The sequence below is a fragment of the Flavobacterium sp. CAU 1735 genome (assembly GCF_039888695.1).
GTDB lineage: Bacteria > Bacteroidota > Bacteroidia > Flavobacteriales > Flavobacteriaceae > Flavobacterium.
On sequence record NZ_JBDQQQ010000007.1, the window covers coordinates 27,343 to 41,876 of the forward strand.

The 14,534-nt window shown below is 39.0% G+C and carries 17 protein-coding genes; 7 read left to right on the forward strand and 10 right to left on the reverse strand.

What is annotated here, in order from left to right; genetic code table 11:
• The first annotated feature begins 10 nt into the window (after window positions 1-10).
• The 4 genes from AAFN64_RS14540 (at window position 11) to AAFN64_RS14555 (ending at window position 4,047) form a co-directional block, all read left to right on the forward strand.
• A complete protein-coding gene (locus tag AAFN64_RS14540) occupies window positions 11-910 on the forward strand; it encodes a NifU family protein (RefSeq protein ID WP_347760988.1) in 900 nt (299 codons plus the stop codon).
• Window positions 911-996: 86 nt separating this feature from the next.
• Entirely contained in the window at window positions 997-1,197 is a 201-nt protein-coding gene (locus AAFN64_RS14545) for a dodecin family protein (protein ID WP_136403866.1), read from the forward strand.
• Between the two features lie 19 nt (window positions 1,198-1,216).
• Window positions 1,217-3,262: a thioredoxin domain-containing protein gene (locus AAFN64_RS14550; RefSeq protein ID WP_347760989.1), complete on the forward strand. Its 2,046-nt coding sequence runs from the start codon at window positions 1,217-1,219 to the stop codon at window positions 3,260-3,262.
• An 11-nt stretch (window positions 3,263-3,273) separates the two neighbouring features.
• Window positions 3,274-4,047, forward strand: a complete 774-nt coding sequence (locus AAFN64_RS14555) for a mechanosensitive ion channel domain-containing protein (protein WP_300489240.1) — start codon at window positions 3,274-3,276, stop codon at window positions 4,045-4,047.
• On the opposite strand, the gene tsaB is transcribed toward AAFN64_RS14555, so the two are convergent.
• The 3 genes from tsaB to AAFN64_RS14570 all read right to left on the reverse strand — a co-directional run bounded on the left by tsaB (window position 4,034) and on the right by AAFN64_RS14570 (window position 7,616).
• Complete coding sequence (gene tsaB, locus AAFN64_RS14560) at window positions 4,034-4,708, reverse strand: tRNA (adenosine(37)-N6)-threonylcarbamoyltransferase complex dimerization subunit type 1 TsaB (protein ID WP_347760991.1); 675 nt, start codon at window positions 4,706-4,708, stop codon at window positions 4,034-4,036. The genes AAFN64_RS14555 and tsaB overlap by 14 nt on opposite strands.
• Window positions 4,709-4,856: 148 nt before the next feature.
• A complete protein-coding gene (locus tag AAFN64_RS14565) occupies window positions 4,857-6,176 on the reverse strand; it encodes an efflux RND transporter periplasmic adaptor subunit (RefSeq protein WP_347760992.1) in 1,320 nt (439 codons plus the stop codon).
• Between the two features lie 6 nt (window positions 6,177-6,182).
• Entirely contained in the window at window positions 6,183-7,616 is a 1,434-nt protein-coding gene (locus tag AAFN64_RS14570; protein ID WP_300489249.1) for a TolC family protein, read from the reverse strand.
• 142 nt (window positions 7,617-7,758) lie between these two features.
• Between AAFN64_RS14570 and AAFN64_RS14575 the strand changes: the two genes are divergently transcribed.
• The 3 genes from AAFN64_RS14575 (at window position 7,759) to AAFN64_RS14585 (ending at window position 10,261) form a co-directional block, all read left to right on the forward strand.
• Window positions 7,759-9,150 (forward strand): DUF4403 family protein, encoded by a 1,392-nt coding sequence (locus AAFN64_RS14575; RefSeq protein ID WP_347760993.1) that lies wholly within the window; start codon window positions 7,759-7,761, stop codon window positions 9,148-9,150.
• Window positions 9,151-9,288: 138 nt separating this feature from the next.
• Window positions 9,289-9,531, forward strand: coding sequence for a hypothetical protein (locus tag AAFN64_RS14580; protein ID WP_347760995.1), 243 nt, complete (start codon window positions 9,289-9,291; stop codon window positions 9,529-9,531).
• A complete protein-coding gene (locus AAFN64_RS14585; RefSeq protein WP_347760997.1) occupies window positions 9,521-10,261 on the forward strand; it encodes a zeta toxin family protein in 741 nt (246 codons plus the stop codon). The genes AAFN64_RS14580 and AAFN64_RS14585 overlap by 11 nt, the downstream gene beginning before the upstream one ends.
• Before the next feature lie 105 nt (window positions 10,262-10,366).
• Here AAFN64_RS14585 and AAFN64_RS14590 read toward each other — a convergent pair whose 3' ends face one another.
• The 7 genes from AAFN64_RS14590 to AAFN64_RS14620 form a co-directional block, all read right to left on the reverse strand.
• A complete protein-coding gene (locus tag AAFN64_RS14590; protein ID WP_136403873.1) occupies window positions 10,367-10,555 on the reverse strand; it encodes a hypothetical protein in 189 nt (62 codons plus the stop codon).
• Window positions 10,556-10,598: 43 nt separating this feature from the next.
• Window positions 10,599-11,138, reverse strand: a complete 540-nt coding sequence (locus AAFN64_RS14595) for a DUF420 domain-containing protein (RefSeq protein WP_300489264.1) — start codon at window positions 11,136-11,138, stop codon at window positions 10,599-10,601.
• A 5-nt stretch (window positions 11,139-11,143) separates the two neighbouring features.
• Window positions 11,144-11,770, reverse strand: coding sequence for an SCO family protein (locus AAFN64_RS14600; RefSeq protein ID WP_300489267.1), 627 nt, complete (start codon window positions 11,768-11,770; stop codon window positions 11,144-11,146).
• A gap of 27 nt (window positions 11,771-11,797) precedes the next feature.
• On the reverse strand, window positions 11,798-12,448 hold the full coding sequence (locus AAFN64_RS14605; protein ID WP_347760999.1) for a hypothetical protein: 651 nt from the start codon (window positions 12,446-12,448) through the stop codon (window positions 11,798-11,800).
• Between the two features lie 80 nt (window positions 12,449-12,528).
• The gene (locus AAFN64_RS14610) at window positions 12,529-12,882 is read right to left on the reverse strand and encodes a cytochrome C oxidase subunit IV family protein (RefSeq protein WP_136403856.1); all 354 of its coding nucleotides are present in this window, start codon (window positions 12,880-12,882) and stop codon (window positions 12,529-12,531) included.
• 24 nt (window positions 12,883-12,906) lie between these two features.
• Window positions 12,907-13,887 carry a cytochrome c oxidase subunit 3 gene (locus AAFN64_RS14615; protein WP_347761000.1) on the reverse strand — a complete coding sequence of 327 codons (981 nt, stop codon included), beginning with the start codon at window positions 13,885-13,887 and terminating at the stop codon, window positions 12,907-12,909.
• A gap of 44 nt (window positions 13,888-13,931) precedes the next feature.
• A complete protein-coding gene (locus AAFN64_RS14620) occupies window positions 13,932-14,513 on the reverse strand; it encodes a cytochrome c oxidase subunit 3 (RefSeq protein ID WP_300489327.1) in 582 nt (193 codons plus the stop codon).
• Window positions 14,514-14,534: the final 21 nt, after the last annotated feature.

Below are 14,534 nucleotides of genomic sequence, written 5' to 3' on the forward strand. Positions count from 1 at the left end.
CACAAAAAAAATGTTAAAAGTAACAATACGAGATACGCAAAACCCTGCTATTGTGAAGTTTGAATTTCCAGATTTCATAACAAAAAGTGAAAGTTTCGAGTTTAAAAACATCGACGAAACCGCACCGTCACCCCTTGCAAAACAGCTATTTTACCTACCTTTTGTTAAGACGGTGTACATTTCAGGCAACTTTATTGCCATCGAAAAATATTCGATTGTAGAATGGCATGAGGTAAAAGAATTATTGGCCGAACAAATCGAAAGTTTTGTAGACAAAGGCGGAAAGATCATCAACACCGATGAAAACAAAAGTAAAAAAGTACCGGTTACTGTTTATGCAGAAACGACGCCTAATCCATCGGTATTAAAATTTGTTGCCAGTCGGTTACTAACCAAAACCAGCGTGGAGTTTAAAAACATCGACGAGACAGCTCCTTCGCCGTTGGCAAAAGAATTATTCAAGCTTCCGTTTGTAAAAGAAGTATTTATCGACGAAAACTATATTTCGATCACCAAATACGATATTAACGAGTGGCAGGAAATCACACAGGAGGTGCGCACTTTTATCAAAAATTATATTGAAGAAGGCAAACAAATCATCGACGAAACGCAGATCGTAAAAACCGCCAACCACGAAAAACAACAGGAAGAGTATTTTAACAACCTGGATGTAACGTCACAGCAAATCATCAATATCCTGGACGAATATGTAAAACCGGCTGTAGCTTCAGACGGTGGAAACATTATTTTCGAATCCTACGACGAAACCGAAAAACGCGTAAAGGTGATCCTTCAAGGGGCTTGCAGCGGTTGTCCGTCTTCAACTTTTACGTTGAAAAACGGTATTGAAAACATGCTAAAAGAAATGTTACACGATCAGAATATCAAAGTAGAAGCGGTAAACGGTTAATTTTCAACTGTTCTCCCACAACAGCAGTTGCTTTTTTAACTTTTATACACTACCTTTAATAGTTTAACCTTAAAAACTGGTAAATTATGGGCGTACTAAAAGTTATTGAATTACTTTCCAGTTCGGAAACCAGCTGGGAAGATGCCACCCGAAAAGCGGTTGCAGAAGCATCGAAAACGCTAAAGCATATCCGATCGGTTTATGTACAGGAACAAAGTGCTGTTGTTAACGATGATCAAGTGACAGAGTTCAGGGTAAATCTGAAACTCACTTTTGAAATAAAATAAAAAAGATACAGGCGTTCGAATGAACGCCTTTTTTAAAACCATGAACGAACTCCAATACGAATCCAGTCCTTACCTACTCCAACATGCGCAAAATCCGATCCATTGGAAAGCATGGAACGACCAGACGCTGGCAACTGCCAAAGCAGAAAACAAACTCATGATCGTTAGCATCGGCTATTCGGCCTGTCATTGGTGCCATGTAATGGAACATGAAAGTTTTGAAGACAGCGAAGTAGCCAATATTATGAATCCCGGTTTTATTTCCGTTAAAGTCGACCGTGAAGAACGTCCCGATGTGGATGCTATTTATATGAAAGCCGTACAACTAATGACCAGTCATGGCGGATGGCCACTCAATGTGGTTTGTTTACCGGATGGCCGGCCGGTTTGGGGCGGTACCTATTTTAAAAAAGAAAACTGGATGGATATTTTAACCCAGCTTCAAAACCTGTATCAGACGAATCCCGCTAAGATGCTGGAATATGCCGAAAAATTACACGAAGGTATTTCGTTTTTAGGAATCGTAAACCACGCACAAGCCAATCCCGAAGAACAGGATCCGGCGCGAATTAAAATACTGATTGAAAAGTGGTCTAAAAGTTTTGACTGGGATTTTGGTGGCTATGCGCGGGCTCCCAAATTTATGATGCCGAATAATTTTATTTTCCTACAACGATTTGGCTATCAAACATCCTCAAAAGACCTATTGGATTTTGTAGACCTGACCCTGACAAAAATGGCTCACGGTGGATTATTCGATGTATTGGGCGGCGGTTTTTCCCGTTATTCCGTCGATATGCGATGGCATGTTCCGCATTTCGAAAAAATGCTTTACGACAACGGTCAGTTGGTTACGCTATATGCTCAGGCTTATAAACGGACACAAAATCCGCTGTATAAAGAAGTAATCGAAAAAACACTGGAATTCGTCGAACGCGAACTTTTAAATCCGGAAGGCGGTTTTTATGCCGCTTTGGATGCCGACAGTTTAAACGCAGAACAGCAACTCGAAGAAGGCGCCTATTACGTTTGGCAAAAAGAACAACTGCAACAACTCCTACAGGACGATTTTGAGATTTTTGCCGCCTTGTTTAACATTAATGATTTCGGCTATTGGGAGCACGACAATTATGTCCTTATCCAAAGTCAGTCGCTGGAAAGTATCGCCGAACAATTCGGATTGACCGTAACGGCACTTTCCGACAAAAAACAACAGTGGGAACAGTTATTATTCCGCGAACAGCAAAAAAGACCCAGACCACGACTGGATGATAAATCGCTCACATCGTGGAACGCTATTATGTTAAAAGGATATGTTGAAGCGTATAACGCCATCGAAACTTCTTCTTACCTCGAGCTGGCACTTCGGAACGCCTCTTTTATCATCGAAAAACTTTGGTCGGAAGAAGGCTATTTATGGCATAGCTATAAAAACGGACAAAGCAGTATCGTTGGTTTTTTAGAAGATTATGCGTTTACTATCGACGCTTTTATCAGTTTATATCAGACTACACTGGACGAAACCTTTTTGTATCACGCCAAACAATTAACCGATTATTGTTTTGATCATTTCTATGATGAAACACAGCAATTTTTCCTGTTTAAAGCCAAAAACACAACTGCCTTAATCGCCGAACATTATGAGATTGAAGACAATGTAATCCCGTCGTCCAACTCGGTTATGGCCAACAACCTGTTTACACTTGGCATACTGTTTCACAACAGTCATTATGAAAAAACGGCTATGCAAATGCTCAACCATGTCATTCCCAATATCGATTATGGTTCGGCTTTTTCGAACTGGTTGAATTTATGGATGAACCTATCGACCGACAACAAAGAACTGGCCGTTTGCGGTGCGGATGCGATTGCCGGTATAAAGGCTGTGCAGCGACATTATTACCCACATGTGGTTATCGCCGGAAGTACAACGCCTTCAAAAATCCCATTTCTTCAAAATCGATTTGACGAAAAGGACACACTGTTTTATATTTGTGAAAACAGAAATTGTCAGTTACCCGTTCGCGAACTGACCACTGTATTAGACGAATTAGCAATTAAATAAATATCCCTCTTATGGAACAAATGAATAACTTTTTTATTCACTATTTTAATGTTTTACTGGATTATTCACCCAAAGTGATCTCGGCGATCATCATCCTGTTTGTCGGGATTTGGGGAATCCGTTTTATCCGAAAGATTGCCGAAACGGTAATGACCAAAAGAGAACTGGAACCCACATTGATCAAATTCCTGTTGGATTTCCTGATCTGGGCATTACGAATCTTATTATTTGTATCAGTAATCTCCAAATTAGGTATCGAAACATCATCGTTTGTAGCCATTTTAGGAGCCATCGGACTTGCCGTAGGTTTGTCGTTACAAGGTTCGCTTTCGAATTTTGCCGGCGGTGTATTGATCATCCTTTTCAAACCCTTTAAAGTAGGAGACACCATCGAAGCGCAGTCCGAAAATGGAAAAGTACTGGGGATTCAGATTTTTTCGACTCGAATATTAACGGCTCAAAACCAGATCATCTATATTCCGAACGGACTTTTATCCAATGGAAAGATTAAAAACTTTTCGCAGAAAACAACCCGCAGAACCACTTTGGTAGTACCAACGGGATATGATTCGGATGTCAAAAACATCAAAATCAAACTGGAAGCACTGGTAAAAAATCATCCGAAAGTATTACAAACTCCGGCACCGGAAGTCGTGATTAGCGATATGGGCGAAAAGAATGTGATTTTTTCCCTTCGTGCCTGGACCTATAATGCCGATTATGGTACCGTTTGTTCGGAATTACTGGAAGAAAGCAGTAAAATTGTTTCCGTTACGACTTCTTAGGTTTTGTAGTCATCACAAAATCTTTTAAATAAAAAGGCTCAAAGTAAGCGACATCTACGGTGTCGCTTTTTTGATACTTTTCAAAGGAGATCCGGCTCATTTCTCTGGCCGACGGATATACAATCGTATCATGGTATACAAACCTCGGATCGTTTAAAACCGCTTTGCATTTTGCGGCACCATCACCAACCAAATGCAACGTTCCTTCGAGTGTATCGTAAGTTGTAGTTTCAATAATTTCTGCTTCCGTAGCGCGTAGTCGGGCATAGGACGAATCAAAAACAGCTGTAAAAACTTCCATTCTTCGGGCGTCGATCATCGGGATAATCTTTCCTTCGGCTACCGTTAACTGTCGTGCCAACGTTTCCAGCGTATCGATTGCCAGCAATGGAATATTGAGCGCATAACACAAGCCTTTTGCCGCCGAAACGCCAATGCGAAGTCCGGTATACGAACCCGGCCCCTGACTTACCGCTATCGCGTTTAAATCCTGAAACGCTAACCCCACCTGTTGCAAAGCCTGTTCAAAAAAGACATGAAGTTTTTCCGCGTGGGAATAGCCTTCTTCGGCCATTTCAAGACACACCAGTATTTCTCCGTCTTTTGCAAGGGTTACGGAACAATTCTTTGTTGCCGTTTCAATATTCAAAATGTAAGCCATCTTCAGTAAAAATTATTGGCAAAGATAATCATATATTTTTTTGCCACGATTGCAATATCTTTTCCGCTCTATAGCCTGAAAAAATGGTGCAACCGTGGCAAATGTATTCCCGGAAAAATCCGGTAAAAATCAAAAAAACTAAGCGTTATTATTTTTTATCTTTTCCTTTATCGGGCGATCCGGCTTTTTTTATCACAACCATATCACCCGGTTTTAAATCTTTAGTAACTGTAGTATACGGTCCGGTAATAATCTCATCTCCTTTTTTCAAACCTTCGACGATTTCGATATTGGTATCGTCCTGGATTCCGGATTTAATTTTACGCAATTCCGCTTTATTACCTACTTTCACAAATACGCATTCAAATTTCTTTTCGGTAGAGCCTTTTGTTTTTTCTTTTTCTTCTTTCTCCAGCTCTTCCATGATATCTTTTTTAGCTCCCGAAATATCGGCATCGGTTTTCATCACTACCGAGCTAATTGGCACCGCCAGAATATTTTCTTTACGTTTGGTTTCAATATCAACCGTTGCTGTCATTCCCGGACGGAAAGGCGAATAATTAGAAGGCTTTCCAACCAAAAGGTCTTCATACGATTCTTTTAAGATACGTACTTTTACTTTAAAGTTGGTCACCTGATCAGCTGTTAGCGTCGAACTGGCCGAATTGGAAATACTGGTTACAATTCCTTTGAATTCTTTTTTCAGATAGGCATCCACTTCGATTTTAGCCGGATCGCCGATATTTACTTTAACGATATCGTTTTCGTTTACATCGACTTCCACTTCCATATTGTTGAGGTTGGCCACACGCAATAATTCGGTACCCGCCATTTGTTGCGTTCCCAATACACGTTCTCCTAATTCCACATCCAGTCGGGAAATCGTTCCGTCTACCGGTGCATAAATAGTTGTTCGGTTTAAGTTATCATTTGCTTCGGTCACAGTTGCCGTAGCACTTTGCACATTGTAATAGGCCGATTGTTTCGCAGCAACAGCCACTTCGTAGGTCGATACGATCTTATCCCATTCGGATTTTGAAATTACACCTTTGGCAAACAACTGTTTGTTACGATCGTAGTTGGCTTTGGCTTCTTTTACCTGAGCTTCCGCCTGACTTAATCCCGCTTTGGACGTTGATAAAGACGCTACCGATCGGTTCACTCCCGACTCGTATAAGTCGCGTTTGATGCGAACCAACAAATCTCCTTTTTTTACTGTTTGTCCTTCTTTAACCGGAAGACCAATAATCTCTCCGGAAACGTCGGATGAAATTTTTACTTCAATTTCAGGTTGTATCTTCCCGGTAGCCGAAACCGTTTCGACAATTGTCATCTGGTTGGCTTGCGTCGTTTCTACTTCCGTTCCTTTTTCTTTGTTACCGATCACACCCGATTTACTAAGGGCAACCAGTACAACAACTAACAAAACAACACTACCCAACAGGATGTATTTTGTACTCTTTTTCATAAATTTTTATTTTTGAATAATTGGTAACCCAAAGTAGAATTCCAATATTTTCGTTCTGAATATATAATCATATTTTGTTCGCAACACTTCCGACTGGGCATTTACGAATAACGTTTGTGCCTGTGTAAAATCGAAAACATTCATCAAGCCCACTTCATAACGCTCTTTCGCATAGTTAAACGATTCTTGTCGGGCTTCCAGTGTTGCCACAGCCGCTTCGTATGATTTAAGCGATCCTTTGGTATCGGTAAAAGCCGTATAAACCGTTCTTTCCAAATCCAGTTCCTGTTGTTCTAATGCGATTCTGGAACGTTCCAACGCTACTTTAGAACGCTCGACATTATTGCGAACCGAGAAACCATTTAGCAACGGAATATTTAACGACAATCCAAAATTCTGTCCTTTGTTATTGCTAAACTGATCAAAGATTGGCTCCGGACTTCCTAAAACCGGACGGTAGTTGTTTTGCAACACCTGTAATCCATTTTCCGTAAAATACTGTGTTGGAAGTGTCGGGTTAGCCGCATCCAGTTGGTAACCGGTAATTCTATCGGCATAAGCCGCACGGGTACTGAAACTATAGAATCCCTGAAGTGTCGGATGGTATTTTCCTCTTGCGATAGACAAATCTTTTTCGGCTATCGAAACATTGGCTTCCGCAATTTTTATATTGGCTCTGGTTTCTTTTGCTTTCTGAAAAATATTTTTTGGATTTTCCAGCAACACACTACTGTTTTGTACCGGCGTTTCAGAATCAACAATATCAAACTCCTGAAAATCGTCCAGTTGTAATAATTGCGCCAAACTTAGCTTTGACAGCAACAGTGCGTTTTCTCCGGCAATCAATTTCTGATTGTCAGCCATAACCGTAGCTTTCACATCCAGCAAGTCCCCTTTTGGTACTACTCCGGCATCAACAAGCTCTTGTGTACGCTCCATTTGTTTGGTATCGTAGGCCAGCTGTTTGGTCTGCACTTTTAGATTTTCTTTATTGAAAAGGATTTGTAAATAGGCATTCACAACATTCAACGAAACATCTTCCTGCATTTTCTGCAATTGATATTGTGACGCGATGATCGAAAGATTGGCTTTTCGCAACTGATTTTGATGCTGTAACCCTTTATAAACATCAATTCCCACATTCAATGCGGCAGAAGTATACTGAATGGTTTGATTTTCCAAAAGACCTGTGGTGATGTTCTGGTTAAGACCAACGTTCCAGGAGTGCGATGCTTGCCCGTTAACGGTTGGCAGGAAATTTCCCCAAGCATCTTTTTTAGAGATTTCGGCAACCTGTTTATCTAAAATCGATTGTCTGATCGAAATATTCTTCTCCATTGCGTGATTCACACACTCTTCCAAAGTCCATTTTTTAGCTTGTGCTTTCATTTGAATTGTCACCATGGACAAACCCAAAAACAGCAATGTTGTGTTCTTCATATTATTGATTTTCCTACAAATATAAAATTTCTGTGCACATATGCATTTTTATTCGGTATCCATTAGACGCAATTCTTTAACGAACGTTACAATTTTATTTCAATAAAAACCTACTTTTACCGAAGATTTTTAGACAACTCTTATGAAAACTTTTTTTTCATTCCTGGCAGTAATAAGCCTGGCAATGCTAATGACCCGTTGCGGGAGTACCGGAAAAATTAACACCCTAAAACCGGAACCCAGCGACAACAAACCCGCGGTTTACGAAACCACCACTTCTTTTATCAATATGCCGATAGAAATTCCGCTAAAGGAAATTGAAATCCAACTCAACAAATCCCTAAACGGATTAATTTATAACGATAGTATTCTGGCCGATGATAAAACGGAAATGAAAATCTGGAAACAGGCTCCGATAAAACTAACGGAGAAAGACGGTAAAATCCGATCGGTAATTCCTTTAAAAATATGGGCTAAATTCAAATACGGGACTGACTTTTTAGGATTGAACGATACGAAAGAAATTAACCTAAACGGGCAAATCACCCTTTTGAGTGATGCCAAATTATCGAACTGGAAACTTTCGACAACTTCCGCAATTGAAGATTTCGAATGGAAAGACAGTCCGAGTATTGTCGTAGCCGGCAAAAATGTACCGATTACCTATGTTGTCAATCCGACGATCCGTTTGTTTAAAGCCAAAATTGCCAAAACGATAGATGATGCCATTAACAAAACCACCGATTTCAAACCACAGGTGTTAGCCGTTCTGGAGAAAATCAGTACGCCGTTTAAAACCAGTGAGGTTTACGAAACCTGGTTTAAGGTAGCTCCAACCGAATTATATGTAACCGACGCTATATTATCAAAAAGCAAAATCACGATGGATATGGGCTTAAAATGCAAAATGCAAACCATCGTAGGTCAGGAGCCGCTAAACACGTTTAAAAAAGAAGCTATCGTTTTAAAACCGGTTGCCAAAATGCCGAATAAGATTGAAGCCACGGTTGCCGCCGTTTCGACCTATGAAAGTGCCTCACGCATCATTACCAAAAACTTTCAGGGTAAGGAATTTGCTTCCGGAAGCAGAAAGATCACAGTTCAAAAAGTTGACTTATGGCATAAAGATGGTAAAATGATCATTGCATTAAGTATGACCGGTAGTTTAGATGGTACGATTTACCTGTCGGGTATTCCTAATTACAATGCGGTATCAAAAGAGATTTATTTTGATCAAATGGATTATGTATTAAACACCAAAGGCATCCTAACCAAAACGGCCAACTGGTTAATGCAGGGTTATATTCTAAATAAAATACAGGAGAGCTGCCGTTATTCGATTAAAGACAATCTGGAAGAAGGTAAGAAAAATATGCTGCCGTACTTAAACAATTATTCCCCAATGAAAGGTGTTTTTGTAAATGGAAACATCAACGATTTTATTTTTGACAAAGTTGAGGTTACCGATAAAGCCATCATCGCTTTTATCAAAACATCCGGACAAATGAGCATTAAAATAGACGGAATGGAGTAATTAACAACAATAAAAAACAAAATCCCGGGTATATAGTCTGGAGGTCTTTTCACACAAGCCTCAAAGTCAGGAAACTTTGCATAACTAAGCCAAATTTATTATCTTTGAGAGAGCAATCAAATTAGATTTTCTAAAATCATGAGCCAAAAAAAAATTTTCAGAAAAGACAACTTACAAACAAAATCACTTGTTAAAGCAAGCAAAAAAGTTGCGATTAATGCTGTAAGACAATCGAAGGCGTTGGATCTTACAATCACTTATATAAAAAATGATGCCATTTATGAAGAACATCCCGACGGCACAGTTACCTTAAAAAAAAGAGTTGAAAAAAAAGAGACTCCCATCGTACTAACCAAAGGAATGGTATTTCATGCCAAATAGAAGAATACGGATTTTTGCAGGTCCAAACGGTTCTGGCAAGAGTTCACTTTTCTCGGAATTCTCCAAAGTATACCCTACAGGTTCTTTTATAAATGCTGATGAAATAGAAAACAAACTAATCACAAAAGGCTTAATTGATTTGAATGAGTTTAATGTGATTGCCTCGCAAGATGACCTAGTTTTATTCTCTAAGCTGCCAAGTTCAATTTCTCTCATAGAGAAAGCACAAGAAGGAAACCACCCTATTGACATAGTGATAAGCAATAATTGCATTGTCGATCGTTCAAAAGATTCACACAGCTATGAAGCTTCCTATGTAGCCTCTTTTATCAGACACATATTAATTGAACAGGGAAAATCTTTTAGTTTTGAAACTATAATGAGTCACACTTCTAAAATAAAAGAGATTCAAGACTTATTAAAATTTGGTTATCAACCTTATCTATATTTTGTTTGCATTGATGATCCCGAAGTTAACATCTCGAGAGTAGCTAATAGAGTTAAAAAAGGAGGTCATCCAGTCTCAAGAGAAAAGATTGAAAATCGATACTCCCGAACTCTTAAATTATTACATCAGATGCTTCCATTGTGCCACAGGGCTTATCTTTTTGACAATTCAGGAAAAGAACTAATTATGATTGCCGAACTATACAACAATGAAATGCAATTGCTGACGGCCAATCCTCCAAGATGGTTTATCGACTTTGTTCTTCCTTACTATACTGAATAATCATGAATGATACATCTTTATATTCAGATCACTGTATTATAAATTCGCATGATTACACACACAAATTATTTATCCAATAAAAAGGCCGCTTTATAGCGGCCATTATTAATTCTCTATTTTTTTCTTCTTTGTCTTTAAGCGGTAAATCGCATAACCCAACACACCAACCAATACATACGGAATCACCATCAGGTACACAATTCCGTCGTTTACGGCTTCTGCTTTTACGCCTCCTTCTTCACTTTCCAAAGCCGCCCGACACATGGCACATTGTGCATTTGCATTTAACGACATTAGCAATACCACAACCGATAAAAACAGTGGCTTTATAGTCTTCTTAATGTACATAATAGGGCGCAATCATAAGGTAAACAATCACACCGGTCACGGCTACATACAACCACATCGGAAAGGTAATCTTTGCAATCTTTTTATGACGGTCAAAACTTCCCGCTATCGCTCTTACATAGGTAATCAATACAAAAGGAATGATGATCACTGATAAAAGGATATGCGTCACCAAAATAAAGTAATAGATATAACGGATTGCTCCTTCCCCTCCGAATTTTGTCGAATCGGATGTCATATGATAAGCCACATACATCGCCAGGAATGCTACCGAACAGGCAATCGCCACCTTCATCAGGTTTTCATGCAGGCTTCTTTTGCCGTTTTTAATCGCCCAAACCGCCGCAACCAATAAAACGGCTGTTATTCCGTTGATCGTCGCGTAAATAGGCGGTAAAAAGGATAACGGCTGTACATCATAACCTAACTTTCTAAGGTTAACACCAAACAATAACGCTACTACTAACGGTATCGCAACCGAAAGCACCACAATCCATTTATTGTATTTTTTTTCTACTGAATTTTCCATTATACTTATTCTTCTAGCAATTTCTTAATATCTTCTTTTATCGCTTTGATTCCCGCTTCTTCCAAACCATCGTAATACAAAATCGGGTTATCAAAACTATCCTTACGACAACGGATGTTTCCTTCTTTGTCGATTAGAGCAAACAAACCGGAATGTTCAAATCCGCCAGCCTGTTTATCGTTTTCTCCGGCATACAGATTAAATCCTTTTAACGCCAGATCGTATATGTATTTTTTATCACCAGTCAGGAAATGCCAATTGTAATTTTTCACTCCCAACTGATCGGCGTGTGCTTTTAAAACTGCCGGTGTATCGTGTTCCGGATCGATCGTAATAGAGGCAATTCCGAAACTTGGATTTCCATAAAACTCTTCCTGTAGTTTCAGCATATTCTGATTCATAATCGGACAAATCGTCGGACAAGTCGAAAAGAAAAATTCCACTACGTATACTTTTCCAAGGTAATCGGTATTGCTTATTTTTTTATTGTTCTGATCGGTTAACTCAAACTTCGGCACCGGTCCGATGGTTACTAAATCTGCTTTTTGAAATTTGGCCAGAATTTTCGGCACCGCCCAGATCCCGAAGATCAGCACGATAAATGAAATTCCGATATACGATTTGTTTTTCATGAGGTAAACTATTTAGAGTAATGCGGATTATATTTTGCGTTTGTTGTTCTTTTTAAGCGCCAGTCGGTATTCGGCCAGAATGATTTTTACATCGTCACTCATTTCATTGTGCAAATCGGCAGCCGAGATTGTATTATAACCTTCTTTGTATTCTTCCTCGCCTTTTTTATTCTTCCCTTTACGTCCTCTTAGGTTGAGGTCTTTATCGATTATAAAAACATTTGGCGTTCTCAGGTTTTTATCCAGCTTTCCAACCAGCTTAAGTGCATCGTAATAGGCCTGGATTTCTTCCGGCTTGGCAAATACGTAATGCCACACTTTCAGATCGGAAATCCCGCTTAATTCCGTTTTTAACTGGCGTGCCTGATCTTCGGTTCCTTCGGGTGCTAGCATCACCACCTGGAAATCGGCAAACTCTCTGTTTTTATTATAGATTTTCTGATCGAGGTTAAAGGCGTCTCCTTTATTGATCAAGATTTCGGATCCGGGGAATCCCAGAATCGTGATTTTATCTTTTAGACGAACGGTATCGCCGTCAAGTGATTTCCAGTTGGAAAGTTCCTTGATATTGGGTGTTACGGTAGGCAATTTTGCAAAACTGTTTACTCCGGATGCGAAGAACAGATAAGCACATATAGGCAATGCAAAAAGAACGGTGAGAACAATATATTTTTTCATGGGATATACCTGAATTTTAGTCTTCACAAAATTAAAAAAAGGCGGTTGAATAACCGCCTTTTTTATAATTTAATATGCTATTAAAAAATCCATCTGTAATCGGAATTTTTAAACACATCAAAGATATAATTACCTTCTACCAGTAAGATGAACACTAAATAGATAATTAAAAAAACCAGAGGTCCAACAATTGACCATCTGAAACTTCCTTTTTCTCCTTCAAGGTGCATGAAGGCCCACATGATATAGTAAGCTTTCACAACGGTTAAGATAATGAAAATCCAGTTTAGCAAATTCATCGACAATAGATTTGTCATGTATAATGCTTTTGGTTTATCGATACCTAAAATAACTTCGATGATTGTAATTACGGAAAGGATTCCGAAAACAACCCATATTCTTTTTGTATTTGATTCGTGCGCGGTATGTGCCATGATATACTTATTCTTTTAAATCAATTAAACTAAATAGAAGAATGTAAATACGAACACCCAAACTAAATCTACAAAGTGCCAGTACAATCCAACTTTTTCAACCATTTCATAACTTCTTCTTTTCTCGTATGTTCCTAAGATCACATTAAAGAAAATCAAGATGTTGATCAATACTCCGGTAAATACGTGGAATCCGTGGAATCCTGTAATAAAGAAGAAGAAGTTTGCGAATAATTTATGACCATACTCGTTGCGGATCAGGTTTGCCCCTTCCACTACATATTTAACGTCATTTAATTTTTTCAATGATTCTTCTCTCGACAATACGGTTTTCGTTTTGTCTTTTGTATTGAATTCCGAACGAATCAATAGATCCGGATTGGCTTTGAATCCTTCTACAACCTGCTCTACAGAATAGGTAGGAATAGCATGCGATTCGTTCATATACCAAACCCCTTTATTTCGGGTTAATTGTTCTCTTTCTTTTGGAAGGTTCGCAGCAAAATCACCCAACGCTACTCTTTTTCCGTCTTTATCGACGAACTGAAGGATTAAACCTCCTTTAGTTTCCACAGCCCCGTAAGTACCCTGGATAAAGTTTTTCCATTCCCATGCCTGAGATCCCAAGAAGATAAAACCACCAATGATGGTTAAAAGCATGTAAACGGCTACTTTTGTTTTTTTCATGTGATGTCCTGCATCAACCGCCAATACCATGGTTACGGATGAGAAAATCAAAATAAATGTCATCAATGCCACGTAATACATCGGTGCATCAACGCCATGCATGAACGGGAAGTGATTAAAAACCTCGTCCGCAATAGGCCAGGATTCTATAAATTTAAATCTTGAAAAACCGTAGGCTGCTAGAAATCCAGAAAAAGTCAAGGCATCCGATACGATGAAAAACCACATCATCATCTTACCATAACTTGCTCCCATCGGCTCATTACCGCCGTCCCAAGTTTTTCCATTAGTAGCTGTTGTAGTAACTGTCGCTCCCATTATAAAGTAATTAGTTAAAAAGTTCCCAAATTTACATTTTTTTTCTATTTGTAGAAATAGAAAAATAAAAACAAATACACCCAAAGAAAATCAAGAAAGTGCCAAAACATCGCACCTAGCTCTATACCAAGGGTTTGACCTGAATTGTATTTTTGTTTAAAATGATTATAAATTATGATCAAAAGTGCTATTAAACCCCCGAATAAGTGGGCTAAGTGGACAATTACAACCACGTATAAAAACGAAGTTGTGATCGTACTCTCACTTCCGGTAAAAAAATAACCGCTTTCGATAACTTGTGCAAAACCTTCAAATTGCAATACCACAAAAGCAATTCCCAAAGCCAATGTAAGCCATAACAAATTGGTAGTTGCTTTTCTATTATCTTTCTGAATGGCTTTTTTAGCCAGATGAAAAGTCACACTGCTCAGCAACATCACTACCGTACTGGCAATAAAAGCACTCGGCAGGGTAAAATCCTTTAACCAATCCGGTCTGGACTTACTCACCACATAGGCACTTGTTAAGCCGGCAAACACCATCACAATACTGATCATCGCGAACCAAAGCATCATCTTATACGATTTTGCTTTTCTTTCGTTATGTTCTTCCACTGACATTTTCATACTATTTATTGCACTCATATA